General features: G+C 72.6%; 14 protein-coding genes. 5 read left to right on the top strand and 9 right to left on the bottom strand.

Annotated features, from left to right (window positions below):
• Positions 1–168 precede the first annotated feature (168 nt).
• On the bottom strand, positions 169–969 hold the full coding sequence (locus ABII15_RS02080) for a crotonase/enoyl-CoA hydratase family protein (protein WP_353940505.1): 801 nt from the start codon (positions 967–969) through the stop codon (positions 169–171).
• Between the two features lie 174 nt (positions 970–1,143).
• Here ABII15_RS02080 and ABII15_RS02085 point away from each other — a divergent pair, with 174 nt between their 5' ends.
• From ABII15_RS02085 to paaK, 3 genes are all read left to right on the top strand, one after another.
• Complete coding sequence (locus ABII15_RS02085; RefSeq protein WP_353940506.1) at positions 1,144–2,775, top strand: acyl-CoA synthetase; 1,632 nt, start codon at positions 1,144–1,146, stop codon at positions 2,773–2,775.
• 108 nt (positions 2,776–2,883) lie between these two features.
• Positions 2,884–3,672, top strand: coding sequence for a GNAT family N-acetyltransferase (locus ABII15_RS02090; RefSeq protein WP_353940507.1), 789 nt, complete (start codon positions 2,884–2,886; stop codon positions 3,670–3,672).
• Positions 3,673–3,802: 130 nt separating this feature from the next.
• Positions 3,803–5,095 carry a phenylacetate--CoA ligase PaaK gene (gene paaK, locus ABII15_RS02095; RefSeq protein WP_353946937.1) on the top strand — a complete coding sequence of 431 codons (1,293 nt, stop codon included), beginning with the start codon at positions 3,803–3,805 and terminating at the stop codon, positions 5,093–5,095.
• On the opposite strand, the gene ABII15_RS02100 is transcribed toward paaK, so the two are convergent.
• Both ABII15_RS02100 and ABII15_RS02105 read right to left on the bottom strand, forming a co-directional pair.
• Positions 5,092–6,039, bottom strand: coding sequence for a PHB depolymerase family esterase (locus ABII15_RS02100; protein ID WP_353940508.1), 948 nt, complete (start codon positions 6,037–6,039; stop codon positions 5,092–5,094). The two genes, paaK and ABII15_RS02100, sit on opposite strands and share 4 nt — an antisense overlap.
• Before the next feature lie 212 nt (positions 6,040–6,251).
• Positions 6,252–7,781 carry an acyl-CoA synthetase gene (locus ABII15_RS02105; RefSeq protein WP_353940509.1) on the bottom strand — a complete coding sequence of 510 codons (1,530 nt, stop codon included), beginning with the start codon at positions 7,779–7,781 and terminating at the stop codon, positions 6,252–6,254.
• Positions 7,782–7,898: 117 nt separating this feature from the next.
• Between ABII15_RS02105 and ABII15_RS02110 the strand changes: the two genes are divergently transcribed.
• On the top strand, positions 7,899–10,319 hold the full coding sequence (locus ABII15_RS02110; RefSeq protein WP_353940510.1) for a penicillin acylase family protein: 2,421 nt from the start codon (positions 7,899–7,901) through the stop codon (positions 10,317–10,319).
• 33 nt (positions 10,320–10,352) lie between these two features.
• Here the strand turns inward: ABII15_RS02110 and ABII15_RS02115 are convergent, their stop codons facing one another.
• Together ABII15_RS02115 and ABII15_RS02120 are read right to left on the bottom strand one after the other, a co-directional pair.
• Complete coding sequence (locus tag ABII15_RS02115) at positions 10,353–11,909, bottom strand: acyl-CoA synthetase (RefSeq protein WP_353940511.1); 1,557 nt, start codon at positions 11,907–11,909, stop codon at positions 10,353–10,355.
• A 192-nt stretch (positions 11,910–12,101) separates the two neighbouring features.
• Positions 12,102–13,202, bottom strand: a complete 1,101-nt coding sequence (locus ABII15_RS02120) for a nitronate monooxygenase family protein (protein ID WP_353940512.1) — start codon at positions 13,200–13,202, stop codon at positions 12,102–12,104.
• A gap of 166 nt (positions 13,203–13,368) precedes the next feature.
• Here ABII15_RS02120 and ABII15_RS02125 point away from each other — a divergent pair, with 166 nt between their 5' ends.
• On the top strand, positions 13,369–15,147 hold the full coding sequence (locus ABII15_RS02125) for a serine hydrolase (protein WP_353940513.1): 1,779 nt from the start codon (positions 13,369–13,371) through the stop codon (positions 15,145–15,147).
• Positions 15,148–15,172: 25 nt separating this feature from the next.
• Here the strand turns inward: ABII15_RS02125 and ABII15_RS02130 are convergent, their stop codons facing one another.
• From ABII15_RS02130 to ABII15_RS02145, 4 genes are all read right to left on the bottom strand, one after another.
• The gene (locus ABII15_RS02130; RefSeq protein ID WP_353940514.1) at positions 15,173–16,420 is read right to left on the bottom strand and encodes an NAD(P)-binding protein; all 1,248 of its coding nucleotides are present in this window, start codon (positions 16,418–16,420) and stop codon (positions 15,173–15,175) included.
• A 77-nt stretch (positions 16,421–16,497) separates the two neighbouring features.
• A complete protein-coding gene (locus ABII15_RS02135) occupies positions 16,498–18,762 on the bottom strand; it encodes a tetratricopeptide repeat protein (protein WP_353940515.1) in 2,265 nt (754 codons plus the stop codon).
• A 62-nt stretch (positions 18,763–18,824) separates the two neighbouring features.
• Complete coding sequence (locus tag ABII15_RS02140) at positions 18,825–19,694, bottom strand: oxygenase MpaB family protein (RefSeq protein ID WP_353940516.1); 870 nt, start codon at positions 19,692–19,694, stop codon at positions 18,825–18,827.
• A 47-nt stretch (positions 19,695–19,741) separates the two neighbouring features.
• Positions 19,742–21,514 (bottom strand): histidinol-phosphate transaminase, encoded by a 1,773-nt coding sequence (locus tag ABII15_RS02145; protein ID WP_353940517.1) that lies wholly within the window; start codon positions 21,512–21,514, stop codon positions 19,742–19,744.
• Positions 21,515–21,568 lie beyond the last annotated feature (54 nt).

A 21,568-nucleotide genomic window follows, 5' to 3' on the forward strand; every position in this document is an offset into this window, starting at 1 on the left:
GGGGCTGTTTCGTCGCCGGGTGCCTCTTGCGTCGTGGCTGGTCGCGCAGTTCACCGCGCCCCTGAGGCATGCGCTGCGCGCAGCCTCCTCTGAGCGAGTGGAGCTCGTTTCAGGGGCGCGGGGAACTGTGCGACCAGCCACAGACCACCCGCACCCGGCGACGAAGCACTACTCCCGGCGGAACTGCGGGGCGCGCTTCTCCGCGAAGGCCCGGGCACCCTCCTTCGCGTCGGCGGTGTCGAAGATCGGCCAGCCGCGCTTCAACTCGGCGGCGAGACCGTCCGATTCGGTCATCTCGACGGTCTCGTACACGGACGCCTTGACGGCCTCGACAGCCAGCGGCCCGCACGCGTTGATCTGCTCGGCGATCCCGAGCGCGGCATCGAGCGCCGTGCCGTCGGGCACGACCCGCCCGACGAGCCCGATCGCGGCGGCCTCGGGGGCCGGGTAGGCGCGCCCGGTGAGCAGCATCTCCAGGGCATGGGTGCGAGCCACCTGACGCGGCAGCCGCACGGTCGAGCCCCCGATGGGGAACAGGCCGCGCTTGACCTCGAAGAGCCCGAACGTCGCGGACTCGCCCGCGACCCTGATGTCCGTGCCCTGGAGGATCTCGGTGCCGCCCGCCACGCAGTACCCCTCGACGGCCGCGATCACCGGTTTGCGCGGCCGGTGATGGCGCAGCATCGCCTTCCAGTGCAGATCGGGATCGGCCTTGAGTCGGTCGCGGTACTGCTCACCCGCCATGCCCTTGCCCGCGAGGGCCTTGAGGTCCATGCCGGCGCAGAACGAGCCGCCCGCGCCGGTGAGCACGACCGAGCGGACGGTGTCGTCGGCGTCGGCCTCCAGCCAGCCGTCGTAGAGGCCGACGAGCATCGGCAGGGAGAGCGCGTTCTTGGCCTCGGGCCGGTTGAGCGTGAGGACGAGCGTCGCGCCTTCGCGCCGCACGTCGAGATGTTCGGTCCCACCCATGGGTGTCCTCCAGTCGGCCGGAGCTCGGACCTGGAACAGGTTGCAGGAGGGGACCGGCCAGTTCAAGAGTTTTCTGACAGTCAGTCAGATTTCTTGTGCGGGGCCCCTTCCCCCTTACATCCCCGTCTGCTCTGATGACGGCCACACGAGATGCGGCCTGGGTCAGGAGGAGCGGTGGAGTACAACCTTGCCGACCTGTTCGAGTCGGTCGTCGACGTGGTCCCGGACCGCGAGGCGCTCGTCTATGTCGACCATCCCGGTACGGGTGCGGAACGCAGGCTGACCTACGCGGAGCTGGACGCGGCGGCCAACCGCGTCGCCCACCACCTGATCGACAGCGGGATCCGGCCGGGCGAACATCTGGGCCTGCACCTCTACAACGGCATCGAGTACCTCCAGACGGTCCTCGGCTGCCTCAAGGCGCGGGTCGTCCCCGTCAACGTCAACTACCGCTATGTCGAAGAAGAGTTGGTGTATCTCTACCGCGACGCCGATCTGGCGGCGCTGGTCTTCGACGCGGAGTTCACCGAGCGGGTGGCGGCCGCGCTGCCCCGCACGGAGAAGCTGCGGCATCTGGTGCGGGTGGGAACCCCGCCCGCGGGCGCGCCGCCGCTCAAGGCCGTCGGCTTCGCGGAGGCGGAGGCCGCGGCGTCGCCGGAGCGCGGGTTCGCGGCGCGCTCGGCGGACGACCAGTTCATCATCTACACCGGTGGCACGACGGGCATGCCCAAGGGTGTGATGTGGCGTCAGGAGGACCTGTTCTTCGCCGGTCTGGGCGGCGGGGCGCCGACCGGTGAGGCGGTGACGCGTCCCGAGGAGCTGGCCGAGCGGGTGGCGGCGGGCGGTGACGGCATCACCTTCTTCCCCACTCCCCCGCTGATGCACGGCACCTCGACGCTGACGGCCTTCATCGGCTTCAACTTCGGCCAGCGCATCGTCATCCACCGCAAGTTCGTGCCCGAGGAGGTGCTGCGCACCATCGCGAAGGAGAGAGTGACGAGCGTGTCGCTGGTGGGCGACGCGATGCTGCGCCCGCTCATCGACGCGCTCGACGGTCCGCTCAAGGGCACGGACTGCTCGGCCCTGTTCAGCGTCTCCTCGTCCGGCGCGATCATGTCGGACACGGTGCGCGCCCAGTTCCAGGCGCTGGTGCCGAACGCGATGCTGCTCAACAACTTCGGCTCGTCCGAGTCCGGCTTCAACGGCACGGCGACCGACGGCTCGGGCGCGGGCCAGGGGTTCCGGCTGCGCGTCAACGCCCGTACGCAGGTGGTGGATCCGGCGACGTACGCGCCGGTGGCGGTCGGCGAGATCGGCCGGCTCGCGCAGCGCGGGAACGTCCCGCTCGGCTACTACAACGACCCGAAGAAGACGGCCGAGACCTTCTTCCAGACCGGTGACGAGCGGTGGGTGCTGCTCGGCGACATGGCGACGGTCGACGACGAGGGCATCGTGACGGTCCTCGGCCGCGGCTCACAGTGCATCAACACGGGCGGCGAGAAGGTCTACCCGGAAGAGGTCGAGCAGGCCCTCAAGTCCCACCCGGACATCTACGACGCACTGGTCGCCGGAGTACCGGACCCGAAGTGGGGCAACCACGTGGCGGCGGTCGTCCAGCTCAGGGACGGCGCGCCGGCCCTGGACCTGGACGCGGTCCAGTCCCACTGCCGCACTCATCTCGCCGGCTACAAGATCCCGCGCCAGCTGGTGGTGACGGACAGCATCCAGCGCTCCCCCAGCGGCAAGGCGGACTACCGGTGGGCGCGGAGCGTGGCGGCGGAGTCGGCCGCCGACGCCGCGCACTGACACGCCGGGCCGCGCCGTCGAGCCCTCCGCCGGGGCGCACGGAGGGCGTCGGCACGGGCGCACCGTAATCCGGTTGCCGCCGCATCGCGCCGGTGCTGGAGTGACCGGATGGATCACGAAAAAGTACGGGCCCTGTTCGACCGGCAGATACGGCTCGGGGCGCGGCCCGACGAACCGGCGGCGCGGGTCGAGCGGGTCGGGGGCGTCGTGCGGCATCTCAGCCCGCCCGGCGGCTGGCACGGGGTGCTCTGGTCGGACCTCGACGAGGACACCGCGGACGCCGCCATCGCCGAGCAGGTGCGGCTCTTCCGGGAGCTGGGCGGCGAGGCCGAGTGGAAGACGTACTCCCACGACCGGCCGGCCGATCTGCCCGCGCGGCTGGTCGCCGCCGGGTTCGTCGCCGAGGAGCCGGAGACGCTGCTCGTCGCCGAGACGGCCGTGCTGCCGCTGGACAGCCCGCTGCCCGAGGGGATCCGGCTCATGCCGGTCACCGAGGAGGCGCACATCGCGCTCGTCGAGGCCGTGCACGCGCGGGCCTTCGACAACGAGACGTCGGTCATCGGCCACCAGATCCGCCAGCAGCTCGCGAACGACCCGGACACCGTGCCCGCCGTGCTCGCGCTGCACGGCGACGAGCCGGTCAGCGCCGCCCGGCTGGAGCTGAACCCGGGCACGGACTTCGCCGGCCTGTGGGGCGGCGGCACGGTGCCCGAGTGGCGCGGGCGCGGCATCTACCGCGCCCTGGTCGCCTACCGGGTGCGGATCGCGGCCGAGCGCGGCTACACGTACATGCAGGTCGACGCGACCGAGTACAGCCGCCCGATCCTGGAGCGGCTCGGGTTCGAGGCGCTGGGGACGACCACGCCGTACCTGCTGCCGGCGGACCCGGCCGTGTAAGGGGCACATCGATCCCGCGTGTCCCATCCCTTGACGCAGAGCCCCCGGCCTTGAATTACTGACGACCAACAGGTCAACCGAATGATCGGTCGGGAGTTCGGGAGTGCGGTCGATGGCGACAGAGGCATCCATGGCGGACTGGTGGGACGCGGGTGAGCGGCTGGGCAGGGCGGAGTTGCGAGCGCTCCAGCTGGAGCGGCTGCGCGCGACGCTCGGCCGGGTGTACGAGCGGGTGCCGTTCTACCGGGAGGCGTTCGACAAGGCGGGCGTGCGTCCCGAGGACTGCCGCTCGCTCGCCGATCTGGCCCGGTTCCCGCTCACGACCAAGGCCGATCTGCGGGACAACTACCCGTTCGGGATGTTCGCCGTCGACCAGGCGGACCTGCGGCGGCTGCACGCGTCGAGCGGGACGACGGGGACGCCCACGGTCGTCGGGTACACCGAGGCGGACCTGTCGATGTGGGCGGACATGGTGGCGCGGGCGATCCGCGCGGCGGGCGGCCGGCCGGGGCACAAAGTGCACGTGGCGTACGGCTACGGCCTGTTCACCGGCGGGCTCGGCGCGCACTACGGCGCGGAGCGGCTCGGCTGCACGGTGATCCCGGCGTCCGGCGGGATGACCGCGCGCCAGGTGCGGCTGATCCAGGACCTGCGGCCCGAGATCATCATGGTGACGCCGTCGTACATGCTGACGCTGCTCGACGAGTTCGAGCGGCAGGGCGTGGATCCGCGTACGACGTCCCTGAAGGTCGGCATCTTCGGTGCCGAGCCGTGGACCGAGGAGATGCGCCGGGAGATCGAGGAGCGGTGCGCGATCGACGCGGTCGACATCTACGGTCTGTCGGAGGTCGTCGGGCCCGGGGTGGCGTCGGAGTGCGTGGAGACAAAGGACGGTCTGCACGTCTGGGAGGACCACTTCTATCCCGAGGTCGTCGATCCCCTCACGGGTGAGGTGCTGCCGGACGGTGAGCTGGGGGAGCTGGTCTTCACCTCGCTCACCAAGCAGGCCATGCCCGTGATCCGCTACCGCACCCGGGACCTGACGCGGCTGCTGCCGGGGACGGCCCGGCCGGGGTTCCGGCGGATGGAGAAGATCACGGGGCGCAGCGACGACATGGTGATCCTGCGCGGGGTGAACCTGTTCCCCACCCAGGTCGAGGAGATCGTGCTGCGCACGCCCGGGGTGGCGCCGCACTTCCAGTTGCGGCTGACCCGCGAGGGCCGGATGGACGCGCTGACGGTACGGGCCGAGGCCCGGCCGGACGCCACACCGGACGAGCGGGCCGAGGCGGCCCGCTCCATCGCGGCGGGGATGAAGGACGGGGTCGGGGTGACGGTCGGCGTCGAGATCGTCGAGCCCGAGTCCCTGGAGCGGTCGGTGGGGAAGATCAAGCGGATCGTGGACCTGCGACACACGCCTTAGGCGTGCTTCGGCAGCGGGTGCGCGGCGAAGAACTTACTGATGATCGGTGTCGCGTCGATGGTCGTCGGCGTCGCCGAGTCCTCGTTCGGGGCCGTCGAGGGCCAGACGTGACCGCCGTCCGTGATCCGGTAGTGCTCCAGCGCGGAGCCGCCGTCGCAGGAGCGCCAGCGCTGGAGCACGACGTTGTCCTCGACCCGGGTCTCGCGCGGGCGTGCGGCGCATCCGTCGCGCTCGGCCCAGCCCGCCAGCCAGTCGGGCAGCGCGGGCAGCCCCTTGGCGGGGTTGCCGGCGTAGGGGATGGTCTCGTCGGCCTGCCCGTGGAAGTCGAGGACGGGCACCGGCCGTCGCGGTTCGCAGGCGCCGCTCTGCGGGTAGAAGGCGCCGGAGACGATCGCGGTCGCGGCGATCCGGTCGGCGAGGCGGCAGGCGACGACGGCCGCGAAGCCGCCGCCGTTGGACTTGCCGGAGGCGAAGACGCGGCGCGTGTTCACGCACAGATCCTCCTCGGCGCGGTCGATCAGCGCCTTCGTGAACGCGATGTCGTCGACGTCCGCCGAGTAGGGGGCGCCCTCCCAGGCGCTCTTGCCGTCCGTGCCGGTGACCCCTTGCGGGTAGACGACGACGGCGTCGAGCGCGTTCATGCCCGTGAGGCGTTCCTGGTAGTCGGAGGTGCGGCCGTGTCCGTGGAAGGACAGGACGAGCGGGGTGGGCCGGTCCGCGTCGTAGGAGGCGGGCAGGTGCACCAGGTAGTCGCGCCGCACGCCGTCCACGGTGAGCGAGCGCGTGGTGGAGGCGCCCGGGGCGAGATCGGTGGGCACACCGCAGCCGGCCGACCCGGCGGCCCGGTGCGGCTGGGCGGCGGCCGGCCCCGGTGTCAGGACGGCGGCGGCGAGCAGGGCCCCGACGACGGAGGCGGCCAGGCGGGCGGGGTGCGAGCGGCTCATGGAGTTCCCTTCGGGCGGTGCGGCCGGTCCCGCGCCGCCGCTGGGCGGGCGTGCGGGACCGGCTCACGTACGGGGGCGTGGACGGTCGGCGCGGCGACCGCGGGCCGTCCGCGGCCGGGCCGACGGCCGGGACACTAACGCCCGCGCACGGCCCGGCAATACGCCCTGTTCAGGGAACTCAATGAACGTAAAGAGGGAGGCACTCCCCCGGGTCAGTCGCCGAAGCGGTCGCGCAGCTCCCGCTTGAGGATCTTGCCGCTCGCGTTGCGCGGCAGCTCGTCGACGAACACGATCCGCTTGGGTGCCTTGAAGTGGGCGAGCTTCTGGCGTGCGTGGGCGAGGAGTTCGGCCTCGGTCACCTCCGCCGAGCGGACCACGACGGCGGTCACCGCCTCGATCCAGCGCTCGTCGGGCAGCCCGACGACGGCGGTCTCGGCCACCGCGGGGTGGGTGTACAGGGCGTCCTCGACCTGCCGGGACGCGACCAGGACGCCGCCGGAGTTGATGACGTCCTTCACCCGGTCGACGACGGTGAAGTAGCCCTCGCCGTCGCGCACGGCGAGGTCGCCCGACCGGAACCAGCCGTCCCGGAAGGCCTCTTCGCTCTCCTGCGGCTTGTCCCAGTAGCCGTCGCACAGCTGGGGTGAGCGGTAGACGACTTCACCCGGGGTGCCGTCGGGCACGTCCTTGCCGTCCTCGTCGACGACCTTCGCCTCGACGAACAGCACCGGCCGGCCGCAGGAGTCCATCCGGCCCTCGTGCTCGTCGGGGCCGAGGACGCAGGCGAGCGGGCCGATCTCGCTCTGCCCGAAGCAGTTGTAGAAGGCGAGCCCGGGCAGGCGCGCGCGCAGCCGCTCCAGGACGGGCACGGGCATGATCGACGCGCCGTAGTAGGCCTTGCGCAGGCCGCTCAGCTCGCGGGTCGCGAACTCCGGGTGCTGGGACAGGCCGATCCACACGGTCGGCGGCGCGAACAGGCTGTCCGCCTCGCCCGCCTCCACCAGGTCGAGGATCCGGTCGGCGGCGGGCGCGTCCAGGAGCGTGTTGGTGGCGCCGACCGCGAGGTAGGGCAGCAGGAAGACGTGCATCTGCGCCGAGTGGTAGAGCGGCAGCGCGTGCACCGGGCGGTCCGTCTCCGCCAGGTGCAGCGCGTGGACGGCGCTGACGTACTCGTGGACCAGGGCGCGGTGGGACATCATCGCGCCCTTGGGCAGGGCCGTCGTCCCGGACGTGTAGAGGAGCTGGACGAGGTCGTCCGCGTCGGGCGGGTCGCCGTCGTAGGGAACGGCGGCGGGCAGCCGGTCCAGCAGCGAGCCGTCCGCGTCGCGCAGCAGCAGGGTGCCGACGCCGTCCGGGAGGTGCCCGGCGAGATCCGGCTCGGTGAGCACCAGCGCGCTCCCCGACTGGCGCACGATGTAGGCGAGGTCGTCACCGGTGAGGTTCTGGTTGACGGGGACGTGCACGAGGCCGGCCCGGGAGCAGGCGAGGAATCCGATCAGGTACGCGTCGGAGTTGTGCCCGTAGGCGCCGACCCGGTCGCCGGGCGCGAGACCGAGGCCACGCAGGATCCCGGCCGCGCGGGAGACGGCGTCGTCGAGCTCCGCGTACGTCCATGAGCGCGTCCCGTAGCGCAGCGCGACGCGTGCGGGGGTGCGGCGGGCGCTGCGCCGCAGCACCCCGTCGACGGTGCTGACGGCCGCCGCCGCGGCCGGTGTCCTCTGTGCCTGTGCTGGCCTCGTCATGGCGTGATCCTGCGGGGTGGCCGACGCCAGGTCAAGACACGTGCCACCACCCCTCGGCAGCCGACATACCCGCTGGTACGCTCAACCGCCCTTGCCCTCACGACAGTTGGGAGCACGATGCACATCCGCCCGAGACAACGGCGCCTCGCGGCAGTCGGCACGGCCCTGTTGACCGTCCTCACGGCGGCGGCATCGCTGCCGTCGGCGGCGGCCGACCGCCCGGAGCGCCCGCACGGCGGCGGCCTGTCCGCCACGATCCGCTACACCGAGTACGGCATTCCGCACATCGAGGCCAAGGACTACACGAACCTCGGCTTCGGCACCGGATGGGCGCAGGCCGCCGATCAGGTGTGCACGCTCGCCGACGGGTTCGTGACGCTGCGCGGTGAGCGCTCGCGCTGGTTCGGCGCGGACGCGGCACCGGACGGCTCGCTCTCCTCTGCGGCCGGGAACCTCTCCAGCGACCTGTACTTCAAGGGCGTCCGGCAGTCCCGGACGGTGGAGAAGCTGCTCGCCACGCCCGCGCCGGCCGGCCCCAGCAAGGACGTGAAGGACACGATGCGGGGCTGGGCCGCGGGGTACAACGCGTGGCTGCAGCAGAACCGCGTCACCGATCCCGCGTGCAAGGGCGCGGACTGGGTGCGGCCGGTGACCGAACTCGACGTCGCCGCGCGCGGGTTCGCGATCTCGGTGCTCGGCGGGCAGGGCCGGGGCATCGACGGCATCACGGCCGCGCAGCCGCCGTCGTCGACGGCCCCGGAGCACGGCACCGCGACCGTGGACACGAGGAAACTCGCCCGTGCGGCGAGCGAGTTGTTCAGCCAGGAAGACTCCGACATGGGGTCGAACGCGGTGGCCTTCAGCGGGAGGACCACGGCGAACGGGCGCGGCCTGCTCCTCGGCAATCCGCACTATCCGTGGCAGGGCGGCCGGCGCTTCTGGCAGTCGCAGCAGACGATCCCCGGTGAACTGAACGTCATGGGCGGCTCGTTGCTCGGCACCACGACGATCTCGATTGGCCACAACGCGCACGTGGCCTGGAGCCACACGGTCGCGACCGGTGTCACCCTCAATCTGCACCAGCTCACCCTCGACGCCTCCGACCCGACCACGTACCTGGTGGACGGCACGCCGGAGAAGATGACGAAGCGGACCGTGACCGTCCCCGTGAAGGGCGGCGCGGACGTGACGCGCACCCAGTGGTGGACGCGGTACGGGCCGGTCGTCACCTCGCTCGGCCCGACGCTGCCGCTGCCCTGGACGGCCACGACGGCGTACGCGCTGAACGACCCGAACGCCGTGAACATGCGGGCCTCCGACACGGCGCTCGGCTTCAGCAAGGCGCGCTCGACGGACGACGTGCTGACATCGCTGCGCCGCACGCAGGGCATTCCGTGGGTGAACACGATCGCCGCCGACTCCGCGGGGCACTCGCTCTTCACCCAGTCGCAGGTGCTGCCGCGCATCACCGACGATCTGGCGGCCCGCTGCTCGACGCCGCTCGGCAAGGCCACGTATCCGGCGTCGGGCGTCGCGGTCCTGGACGGTTCGCGCGGCGACTGCGCGCTGGGCAGCGACAAGGACGCCGTGCAGCCGGGCGTCTTCGGTCCGTCGAGGATGCCCGTTCTCAAGGACGCGCCGTACGCGGAGAACTCCAACGACAGCGCCTGGCTGGCCAATGCCGACCGGCCGCTGACCGGGTACGAGCGGATCTTCGGGACGGTCGGCACCCCGCGCTCGATGCGCACCCGGGGCGCCGTCGAGGACGTGGCGGCGATGGCCGGGAAGGGCCGCCTGACGGTCGCGGATCTGCAGAAGCAGCAGTTCGCGGACCGGGTCCCGGCCGGGGATCTCGCGGCGGCGGACACCGCGAAGGCGTGCGCCGCGCTGCCCGGCTCCACCGCGACCGGCACCGACGGAAAGCCCGTCGACGTCTCCGCGGCCTGCGAGGTCCTGAAGAACTGGGACCGCACCATGAGCACCGACAGCCGGGGCGCACTGCTCTTCGACCGGTTCTGGCGCAGGCTGACGGCGGCGGTCCCGGCGGCGCAGCTGTGGCAGGTGCCGTTCTCCGCGGCGGACCCCGTGCGCACGCCCAACACCCTCAACACGCAGGCGCCCGGCTTCGCCACGGCGCTCGCGGACACGGTGGCCGAACTGCGGGCGGCGGACATCCCGCTCGACGCCCGGCTGGGCGACCACCAGTTCGTGACGCGTGCCGGTCAGCGCATCCCGGTGCACGGCGGCACGGAGGGGCTCGGCGTCTGGAACAAGGTCGAGCCGACCTGGAACCCCGCGGGCGGCGGCTACACGGAGGTCGTGCACGGCTCCAGCTACATCCAGGCCGTCGGCTGGGACGGCGGGCGCTGCCCGGTGGCGCGCACGCTGCTCACGTACTCCCAGTCGTCGAACCCGCACTCGGCGCACTTCAGCGATCAGACCCGGCTCTTCTCCCGGAGCAAGTGGGTCACGGAACGCTTCTGCGAGCAGGACATCCGGAAGTCGCCCGCGCTGAAGGTGGTGCGGGTGCGCGGCTGATCCCGCGCACCCCCGACGGGAGGGGCGGCCGGGTCACACGGCCCGGGTCCGTCCCTCCCAGTACGGGTCCCGCAGCCGCCGCTTGTACAGCTTGCCGTTCGGGTCTCGGGGCATCGTCTCGATGAAGTCGACGCTCTTGGGCCGCTTGTACCCGGCGAGCCGGGTCTCGCAGTGGGCCAGGATCTCGGCGGCGAGCGCGTCACCGGCGGTGCGCCCCTCGGCGACCTCGACGACGGCCTTGACCTCCTCGCCCCAGTCGTCGTGCGGGATCCCGAAGGCGGCCGCGTCGGCGACGGCGGGGTGGGTCAGGAGCGCGGACTCGATCTCGGCGGGGTAGATGTTGACGCCGCCCGAGATGATCATGTCGATCTTGCGGTCGCGCAGGAAGAGATAGCCGTCCTCGTCGATCACGCCCAGGTCGCCGACGGTGAAGAAGTCGCCGATGCGGTTCTTCTTCGTCTTGTCCTCGTCCTTGTGGTACGAGAATCCGCCGGTGTTCATCTTGAGGTAGACGGTGCCGAGTTCACCGGCCGGGAGCCGGTTGCCGTCGTCGTCGAAGACCGCCAGCTCGCTGATGGGCCAGGCCTTGCCGACCGTCCCCGGCTTCTTCAGCCAGTCCTCGGCCGTCGCGAACGCGCCGCCGCCCTCGCTGGCCGCGTAGTACTCCTCGACACACGTCCCCCACCAGTCGATCATCGCGCGCTTGACGTGGTCGGGGCAGGGCGCGGCGCCGTGGATCGCGTGCCGCATGCTGCTCACGTCGTAGCGGTCCTTCGTCTCCTGCGGCAGGGCGAGCAGCCGGTGGAACTGTGTCGGCACCATGTGCGTGTGCGTGCACCGGTGGGTGTCGATGACGCGGAGCATCTCCTCGGGCGTCCACTTGTCCATGAGGACCAGCGGGTGGCCGATGTGCAGGGCGGCTCCCGCGAACTGGAGGACGGCCGTGTGGTAGAGCGGCGAGCACACCAGGTGGACGTTGTCGTCGAACGGCTTGATGCCGAAGATGCCGAGGAAGCCGCCGAGGTAGGTCTCCTCGGGGAGCTTGCCGGGCAGCGGGCGGCGGATGCCGCGCGGGCGGCCGGTCGTGCCGGAGGTGTAGTTCATGACCCAGCCGAGGGTGCGGTCGGCCGGGGGCGCGTCGTCCTGGCCGTCGAGGAGTTCGGCGTACGGGCGGAAGGTGTCGATGGTCCCGACGGCGTAGCGGTGGGTGGCGGGGAGGCCGGCCTCGTCGGCGGCGGCGCCGGCCTGCTCGGCGAAGCGTTCGTGGGCGATCAGGACCTTGGCGCCGGAGTCGGCGACGATCCAGGCGATCTCCGGTCCTACGAGGTGGTGGTTGACCGGGACGAGGTAGAAGCCGGCCTGGGAGGCGGCCAGGTGGGCGGTGAAGAACTCGACGCCGTTGGGGAGGACGACGGCGAAGGCGTCTCCTCGTCGCAGGCCCGCCTGGCGCAGGCCCGCGACCATCTGGTTGGCCGCCGCGTGGAGGCGGGCCGCTGTCCATTGTTCGCCGTCCGGGGCGATGAGCGCGATCCGGTCCGGCGCCGCCGTGGCCTGGGCCCAGAAGCCGTTCGGGGGGGTTTGGTCGGGCATGGGGTGCGTTTCCCTTCTGGGGTGGCGAGGGGGGCGTGGTGAGGTGCGGCTCTCGTCGTGGCTGGTCGCGCAGTTCCCCGCGCCCCTGAAGGGCACACTCCGTGCGCCCCCAGGGGAGGCTGCGCGCAGCGCATGCCTCAGGGGCGCGGGGAACTGCGCGAGAAGCCCCGCCGGCCCGCACCCGGAGACGGGTTACCGCCCCGCGATCCGGTTGATCCTGTCGATGGCCTTCTCGAAGTCGCGGGTCAGTTCGTCGAAGACGGCCTGGACGCTGCGCTCCTCGTTCATCCGGCCCACGATCTGCCCGACGGGCGTCCCCAGCAACGGCTCCACCTCGTACTTCTGGATCCGGGACACCGCCTCGGCGACGAGCAGCCCCTGCAATGGCATCGGCAGGGTGCCGGGCCCGGCCGGGTCGTCCCAGGCGTCGGTCCACTCGGTCCGCAACTGACGCGCGGGCTTGCCGGTGAGGGCGCGCGAGCGCACGGTGTCCCCGGACCCGGCGGCGAGCAGCTTGCGGGTGACGGCCGGGGAGTGCATGTCGGCCTCGGTGGTGGTGAGCCACACCGAGCCGAGCCAGACCCCCTGCGCGCCGAGCGCCAGCGCGGCGGCGACCTGCTGCCCGCTGCCGATGCCACCGGCGGCGAGGACGGGCAGCGGGTCCACGGCCTCGACGGCCTCGGGCGTGAGCACCATGGAGGCGATCTCGCCGGTGTGCCCGCCGGCCTCGTAGCCCTGGGCGACGACGATGTCGATGCCCGCCTCCGCGTGCTTGCGGGCGTGCCGGGCACTGCCCGCGAGCGCGGCGACCAGCACGTCGTGCTCGTGGGCGCGGGCGATGACGTCGGCCGGGGGTGAGCCGAGCGCGTTGGCGAGGAGCTTGATCGGGTAGTCGAAGGCGACGTCGAGCTGGTTGCGGGCGACCTGTTCCATCCAGCCGGTGATCCGCCAGCCGGAGGCCTCCCCCTGCGCGAGTTCGGGCACGCCGTACTTGGCGAGGGTGTCCGTCACGAACTGCCGGTGACTCTCCGGGATCATGGCCTCGACATCGGCCTCCGTCACGCCCTCGACCTTCTTGGCGGGCATGACGACATCGAGGCCGTACGGTCTGCCGCCGGCGTGTTCGTGCAGCCAGTCGAGGTCGCGCTGGAGTTCGTCGGGTGCCGTGTAGCGGACCGCGCCGAGGACGCCGAGACCTCCGGCCCTGCTGATGGCCGCGGCCACCGCGGGAAACGGTGTGAAGCCGAAGACGGCGTGCTCGATCCCCAGTTTCTTGCTCAGCTCCGTCTGCATGCGCGCAGGATGCCGCAGCCAACCGGACGACGGAAGAGGTTTTCTGATGCAGCGTCAGATTCTTTACAGGGTGGGCACGGGCCCCGGTGGTTGACACGGGGCAGTCCTGACATGAATCTTTCATCCGTCGTGGTGGATCCCGAAAGATACTTTCAGGAGGCTGTTGATGAGCTCAGGGGACCAGGACAGATCACGGGCCGGACTCACCCGGCGCGGACTCGGCGCCGCGGCCCTCGCGCTGGGCGGGGCGCTCGCCCTCGCGCCGTTCCCCGCGGGGCCCGCCGCGGCCGCGGAACGCAAGCGGCGCCCGACCCTGCGCCACGGCTCCCCCGAACGCGCGGGACTGCTCGCCGGCCATCTGCGTCAACTGGTCGCGGACGCCGAGAAGTTCCTCGACCCCTCGCCCAAGCACCCGTGGTACGCGGGCGCGGTGCTGCTCGCGGGGCGCGGCGGCACGGTGGCGCTGCACCAGCCGATCGGCAAGGCGGTGCGGTACGCGCACTACGACGAGGCGACCGACACCGGAGTGGAGTTCCCCGCCGCCGAGCAGATCGACATGGCCGAGGACACCGTCTTCGACCTGGCGTCGGTCTCCAAGCTCTTCACCTCGATCCTCGCCGTGCAGGAGATCGAGCGCGGCGGGCTGGAGCTGGAGGCGAAGGTCGCCTCCTACTTGCCGGACTTCGCGGGCGCGGGCAAGCAAGACGTGACGATCCGTCAACTGCTGACGCACACCTCGGGTTTCCGCTCCTGGATCCCGCTGTACAAGGAGCCGACCCGGGAGGGGCAGCTCCGGCTGATCTGGAACGAGGCGCCGCTCAACCCACCGGGCACCGCCTACCTCTACTCCGACCTGAACCTGATCTCGCTCCAGCTCGTCCTGGAGAAGCTCACCGGCACGACGCTCGACGTGCTGCTGCGCGAACGCGTCACCGGCCCGCTGGGCATGACCCGTACCCGCTACAACCCGCCGGCGGAGTGGAAGCCGAAGGTCGCGGCGACCGAGGACGCACGCGCGCCCTGGTCGGGTCTGGACCGCGGTCTGGTGTGGGGCGAGGTGCACGACGAGAACGCCTACGGGCTCGGCGGCGTCGCGGGCCACGCCGGTGTCTTCTCCACCGCCTGGGATCTGGCGGTCCTCGGCCGCACCCTGCTCAACGGCGGTGTGTACGGCGGCGCGCGCATCCTCTCCGCGAAGTCCGTGGAGCTGATGTTCACCGACTTCAACCAGGCGTTCCCCGGCGACGAGCACGGCCTCGGCTTCGAGCTCTACCAGCACTGGTACATGGGCGCGATGGCCACTCCGCGCACCGCGGGCCACACCGGCTTCACCGGGACGTCGATCGTCCTGGACCCGACGACCGACTCGTTCCTCATCATGCTCGGCAACTCCGTGCATCCCGTGCGCAACTGGCGGTCCGGCTCCGCTCCCCGGGTCGCCGCGGGCACGAACATGGCGCGGGCGGTCGCGGTCCGTCCCGCGCACGGCCGCACGGCCTGGTTCGCCGGTACGGCGAGCGCCACGACAGCGACGCTGACCCTGCCGGACCTGCGCCTGACCTCGCCGGACGCCCGACTGACCTGCTCCCTGTGGTGGGACACCGAACCGCACTCCGACTTCGTGTTCCTGGAGGTGTCGACGGACGGCGGCGCGGCCTGGAAGGCCCTCCCCTTCACGACGGACCGCACCGGCGCCCACCCCGCGGGCTCCGCGGACGGCTACGCGAACCGCGCCTGGCACCGCCTGGAGGCGGACCTCGGCGGCTTCGACCCCGCGTCCGTGCGCGTGCGGTGGCGGTACACGACGGATCAGCTGTACGTCGGCCGCGGGGTGTACGTGGACGGCATCCGGGTCACCGACGGCCGCCGCGTCGCCTTCGACGAGGCCCGGCCGGCGGACACGGCACAGATCGAGGCGCTGGGCTGGTCGCCCTCCCGGGACTGACCCGGCACCCGGTTCGCGGGCGGGGTCAGCGGCCGAGCACCGCCATGGCCGCGTTGTGCCCGGGAACGCCGCTGACCCCGCCGCCGCGGACCGCGCCCGCGCCGCACAGCAGGACGTTGGCGTGCGCGGTCTCGACGCCCCAGCGGCCCGTGCCCTCCTGGGCGTACGGGAAGGAGAGCTCCCGGTGGAAGATGTTGCCGCCGGGCAGCCGCAGCTCCCGTTCGAGGTCGAGCGGGGTCTTCGCCTCGATGCAGGGGCGGCCCTCGGCGTCCTCGGCCAGACAGTCCTCCAGCGGTTCGGCGAGGTGGTGGTCGAGCTGGGCGAGGGTGGCCTTGAGCAGGGCGGCGCGGGCGGTGTCGTTGTCCTCGGTGAACAGCCGGGCCGGAGTGTGCAGCCCAAAGAGGGTGAGCGTCTGGTAGCCCCGCGCGGCGAGGTCCGGACCGAGGATCGTGGGGTCGGTGAGGCTGTGGCAGTAGATCTCCGAGGGCGGCGCGCTCGGCAGCGAGCCGGCCGCCGCCTCGGCGTGGGCCGTCGCCAACTGGCCGTATCCCTCGGCGACATGGAAGGTTCCGGCGAACGCCTCGCGCGGGTCGACGGAGGTGTCCTTGAGCCGGGGCAGCCGCTCCAGCAGCATGAGGAAGCAGCGGTTCTGGGCCAGGCCCGGGTCGTGGGCGTCGGCGAACGTGCCGATGAGCGCGTCCGTGAGGACGACACCGCGCACCAGGTCGTCGCTGAAGTGCTCCTCGATGCCGACGCCGATGGGCTCGTCGAAGAGCAGCCGCCAGGCGGCGGCGTCCGCGACGCGGGTCCGCAACTCCTTGCGGGTGGGCAGCGGCTCGGTGAGCGTGGGGAAGATCCGTTCGGCGGCGTGCCGGGTCGTCGCGTAGAAACGGTTCCAGGCCTCGTACGCGCGGTCCGTGCCGGTGAGACGGGCGAACGAGGCGCGCGTGCGGTCGGCGCCGCCGCCGACCAGGAGGCCGGTGGCGCGGCCGTCGCGGACGGTGGGGGTGTACGAGGAGACCGTACGGGGGCGGACGGCGAAGTCGAGGTCCAGGTCCCGCACGATCTTCTTCGGCAGGAGGCTGACCAGGTAGGAGTAGCGGGACAGGCGGGCGTCCACGCCGGTGAAGGGGCGTGTGGAGACGGCGGCGCCACCGGTGGCGCCGAGCCGTTCGAGGACGGTGACGGTGCGGCCTGCGCGGGCGAGGTAGGCGGCGGCGACCAGGGCGTTGTGGCCGCCGCCGACGATGACTGCGTCGGTCCGGGTGAGCATGGCTCTTGGTAGCACGCCGGTGTCCGGGACGGCCAGGGTGCGCGCTCCGGCCCGGGCCGTCCGGAAGACGGCACGGTCTAGCCACGCCGCCGCTGGGCCGCCACCCTTCCGTACAGCTCCGTCGCCTCCGCGCCGCGGCCCAGTTGCTCCAGGCAGTGGGCCTCGTCGTTGCGGCTGGCCAGGGTGTCGGGGTGGGTCTCGCCCAGGACCCGTTCCCGGGCGTCCGCCACCCCGCGGTACTCGATGAGCGCGTCCCGCCAGCGGCCGAGCCAGCCCAGACCGACCGCGACCTCGCGGCGGCTGACGAGGGTGTCGACGTGGTCGGGGCCGAGCACCCGCTCACGGATCGCGCGGACGTCCCGGGCCTCGGCCAGGGCCTCCTCCCAGCGGGCCAGCCGGCCGAGATTGACACCGAGACCGTGCCGGGCGCGCAGCGTCTCGGGGTTGTCGGGGCCGCTGACGCGGGTGCGGTCGTCGATCAGGTCGCGGTAGAGAACGAGGGCTTCGGCGCTGCGGCCGAGGCGGCCGAGGCCGATGCCGACCTCGTAGCGGGCGGCGAGTGTGTCGGGATGGGCGGGCCCGAGCGTCTCCGCGCGGGCCGCGGCGACCTCGCGATAGGTCTGCAGGGCGTCGCTCCAGCGGCCCAACTGCCCCAGGGTGTAGCCGACTTCGCAGCGCGTGACGAGGGTGTCGGGATGGTCGGGGCCGAGGACACGGGCACGGGCCTGCGCCACCTGGCTCGCCATCCGGTACGACTCCTCGAGACGGCCCAACCGGCTGAGGTTGAAGGCGAGGTTGTGCCGGCAGCGCAGGGTGTCGGGGTGATCGGGGCCCATCGCGCGCTCCCGGGCCGCGAGGACCTCGGTGTACGCCTGGTGCGCCTCGGGATGCCGTCCCAACTTGCCGAGCACGTACGCCACTTCCTGCCGGGCGCCCAGCGTGTCCGGGTGTTCGGCGCCGAGCACCCGGGCCCGGCCCTCCACCACGCGCCGGTACTCGCGCAGCGCGTCCGTGGCCCGGCCGGTGCGACTGAGGCTGAAGGCGGCCTCGTAGCGGCTGGCGAGGGTGTCGGGGTGGTCGGGGCCGAGCGCGCCCTCGCGTGCGGCGGCGACGGCCCGGTGCACCTCGCCGGCCTCGGCCCAGCGGCCGGCCCGGCCGAGGCTGAGCCCCGCGTGGTGCCGGGAGAGGAGCGACGCCAGCAACTCGGGTGCCGGCGCCGGGCGTTCGGCCGGGTCCGGGCCGGTCGTCGCGGGCCCGGCGGGGCGCGGAATCCATTCGCCGGAGAGGCCGGCCGCGCTGTCCGGCGGGGTGACGCGCAGTCCCGAGCCGCCGGTGGCCTTGTGGCCGGTGGTCATGCCGCGGGTCCAGGACGGCAGCCGCGGCTCCTGCGGGTTCCGCGGTTCGTGCCGGGGTTGTGGCGAGCGCACCACCTGTGTCGCGGGGTACGGCACGATCTGCGCGGCCCGCACGGTGGGGACGTATCCAGTCCGTCCCGCCGCGATGCGCCGGCCCACCTCGCGTGCGTCGCGCGGCCGTTCGTCGGGTTCCTTGGCGAGCAGGTCGAGGATGATCCGGTCGACGTACGCGGGCAGGTCGGGGCGGTGGCTGCGCGGCGGCTCGGGCTCGGTGTCGCGGTGGCCGACGAGCACGGCCCAGGCGTCGTCGAGGTCGAAGGGGGGCGCGCCGGTGGCGATCTCGTACAGGACGCAGCCCAGGGAGTACAGGTCGCTGCGCTCGTCGACCTGTGTGCCGCCGATCTGCTCGGGCGACATGTAGTGCGGGGTGCCCATGGCGATGCCGGTGCCGGTGAGCCGGGCGGTGAAGCCGATGTCGTGGCCGAGCCGGGCGATGCCGAAGTCGCAGATCTTGGCGGTGCCGTCGGTGAGCCGGACGATGTTCGCCGGTTTCAGGTCGCGGTGGACGATGTCCTGTTCATGGGTGTAGGCGAGCGCGGCGGCGATCTGCTCGGCGACGTCGACGACATCGTCCACGGCGAGCGGATGGTGCCGGTTCTCCTCCAGGAGCTGGCTGAGGTTCTTGCCCTCCAGGAGCTCCATCACGAGATAGAGGATGCCCTCGTACTCGCCGAAGTCGTGCACGACGGTGATGCCCCGGTGCTGGAGTCCGGCGGCCACCCTGGCCTCTCTGCGGAAGCGCTCCCGCAGGACCCGCATGAAGGACGGGTCGCGCTGCTGTCCGAGCGGCTTGAGGCACTTCACGGCGACGTGCCTGCCCAGCGACTCGTCCCGCGCCCGCCACACCTCGCCCATGCCGCCCCGGCCGATCCGGTCCAGCAGGCGGTAGCGCCCGTGGATCAGCCTGACGTCGCGGGTCTCCCCCATCTCCGGCATCGTCCGCCATCGCCCCCGTAGCCTCGCTCCCGCGCCCTCCCCAGGGCAGGGTCTCAGTCCAGTATGGCTACCCATCTGTCGACTTTGTACGGGGCCGGGCGTGCCTCGGGGCCGAGTCTGGCCATGGCCCGCAGGATGTGTTTGGGCGGCAGTTGCCAGCGCACACGGTCGGGAATCCGGCGCAGGACGGTGCCGGTGGCGCGCAGGCGACGGGTGACGACGGCCGGTGCGGGGGCGGGTCGGCCGTACAGCGTGTGGGCGTACGGCGGCAGGGAGGCGTAGGCGAGGTTCGCCACGCGCCGCCAGAGCACGTCGCGCGCGGGTTTCAACAGCGTGGGCGTGGGCGGGCGTTGCAGGAAGTCGTCGACGGTACGGGCCTCGGCGCCCGCGGCCAGGGCGGGGCGCACCGTCTCGAAGTAGGCCCTCAGCCGCGCCCGGTCGGCGGGGACGGCGTCGGGATCGAGGCCGACGAGGCGGGCGCTGGTGCGGTGTTCGGCGATGTAGCGGTCCGCCTGCGGGTCGGTGAGGCGGAAGCCGGAGCGGCGCGCGACGTGCAGATAGGAGTCGATCTCCGCGCAGTGCACCCACAGCAGCAGTTCGGGTTCGTCGACGCCGTACCGCTCCCCCGTGCCGGGGTCGGTGGCGGTGAGCCGGCGGTGGATGCCGCGCACGCGCGCCCCGGCCTTCTCCGCCGCCTCGGTGGTGCCGTACGTCGTGGTGCCGACGAAGCCCGCCGTGCGCATCAGGCGGCCCCAGGCGTCGCGCCGGAAGTCCGAATTCTGCATCACGCCGCGCACGGCGCGGGGGTGCAGCGCCTGGAGGTACAGGGCGCGGATGCCGGCGATCCACATCATGGGATCGGAGTGGACCTGCCAGGTCACCGAGTCGGGTCCGAAGAGTCCGGGGTCCGCGTCGTCACGCATGGGCGCAGGGTACCCGCGGGCGCGCGGCGACGCGCACCACCGGACCATCAGCTCGCGGTTCCGGGGGCCGGTTCGCCCGGGAGCGGCACGGGCGGCACCAGCATGTCGAGGGCGGCCTGGCAGGCGGCCACGATGCGGGCGTTCTCCGCGGCGTCCTTGACGGCGATCCGCACGGTGCGGCCCTCGTAGAGCGCGGACAGCGGGGACAGGTCGCGCAGATGGACGTCGTGCCGGCGGCATGCGTGGACGAACTGCGCGGCGCTCGGTCCGCCGGCCGGCAGGGTCAGGTTGACGAAGTTCGCGACGCCCTCCTCGACGAGCACGCCCTCGTCCAGTTCGGCGAGTTCCAGGGCGAGCCGGTGGCGCAGCGCCCGGGTCTGGAGCCGGCGTTCGCGGTAGTAGGCGGGTTCGCCCAGCGCCGCGACCGCGGCCCGTTGCGCGGGCAGGCTCACCGGCCAGGGCGGCGACCACCGGCGCAGGCGGGCCGCGGTGTCCGGAGCGGCCACCAGGTAGGCGGCCCGCAGGCCCGACAGGGCGTACATCGTGGACAGGGAGGTGCAGACGACGACGCGGGGGTCGGTCGCGGCGAGGGAGACGAGCGAGGCGTCGGCGTCGTCGGGCTCCACGTAGCCCAGGTAGGCCTCGTCGATCCACCAGCGGGTGCCGTCGGGCGCGGCGTCGATCGCGGCGCGCAGTTCGGCGGCGGACGCGTGGCGTCCGGTCGGGTTGTTCGGGTTGACGACGACCACGAGGTCGTGGTGTCCGGTGGCGACGGTCTCGGCGAGCCGCCGCGGGTCGATGCGCCAGTCGTCGGCGCGGCGCAGCCGCAGCCGGTCCACGCGGCAGCCGATGACCCGCTCGGTGACATGGGCGTACTCGCCGTGGCCGGGGTCGATGAGGAGCACCAGGCTGTCGGGGGTGAGCAGTTGTCCGAACGCCCGGTGGATCAGGTCGGAGGAGCCCGCGCCGACGCAGATGCTGTCCTCCGGCAGTTTGCGCACCGCGGCTATCTCCGCGACCAGGCCCTCGGCGCCGGCCGGTGGTGAGGTGCGGGCCGGCCAGGAGGGGTCGTCGGTGAGGGCGGCGCTCACCTCGGGCGCGGGCGGGAACCAGGCGTCCAGCACATCGGCCGCGACGATCCGGCGGCGCCGGTGCGGGCTGCGGAAGTCGGTGCCGACGGCGGTGGAGGAGGCGCCGTCGTGCTCGCAGCCGTCGGGGCCCGGGGCGAACGGCACGTCGAGCCGCCAGTGTGCGGTGGACCGCAGTCGTTCCAGGGCGGCGGGGTGGCGGTCGAGCGCGTGCCGGGTCAGCGCGTCGACGGCGCCGGTGAGCACCTCGAAGGTCGTCTTTCCGCAGTGCACCGTGCGCCCGGCGGGGCGCAGGCCCGCCGTCAGGTGGAGTCCGAGCACCCCGGTCGGGCCCATCGTGACGACGTGCCGGCCGCCGCGGGAGGCGATCCAGCGCAGCGCCGCGTACATCAGCAGCGGCGCCACGGCGCTCGCCCGCTCGCCGGGTTCGACGGTGAGGATGCGCACCTCGAAGGTGTCGGCCTCGCGCAGCAACGGCAGTTCGTCGCGCTCCAGGTACCTGTCGAGGCCGAACCGGCCCAGCCAGGGTGGCGTCACGCTCACGAAGCCGACCCGCACGGCGCCGCGGGTCACGACCAGACAGACGTTGTCGGCGTCGGGCGCGTCGCCCTGCCGTCCGTCCGGGCGCGCCGCGTACTGTCCCGGCTCCCGTGCGTACGCCCGGTGCCGCAGGTCGTGGATCCAGTCGGCGTCGCCCGGGACGGCGGTGCGCAGGTGCAGTTGACGGCCCATGAGGATCTCCTTCCGAGCGGGGCGGGTCCGTCCCATCCTGGTGAACGGACCCGC

Origin of the sequence: Streptomyces sp. HUAS MG91, from assembly GCF_040529335.1 — a bacterium.
Lineage (GTDB): Bacteria > Actinomycetota > Actinomycetes > Streptomycetales > Streptomycetaceae > Streptomyces > Streptomyces tabacisoli.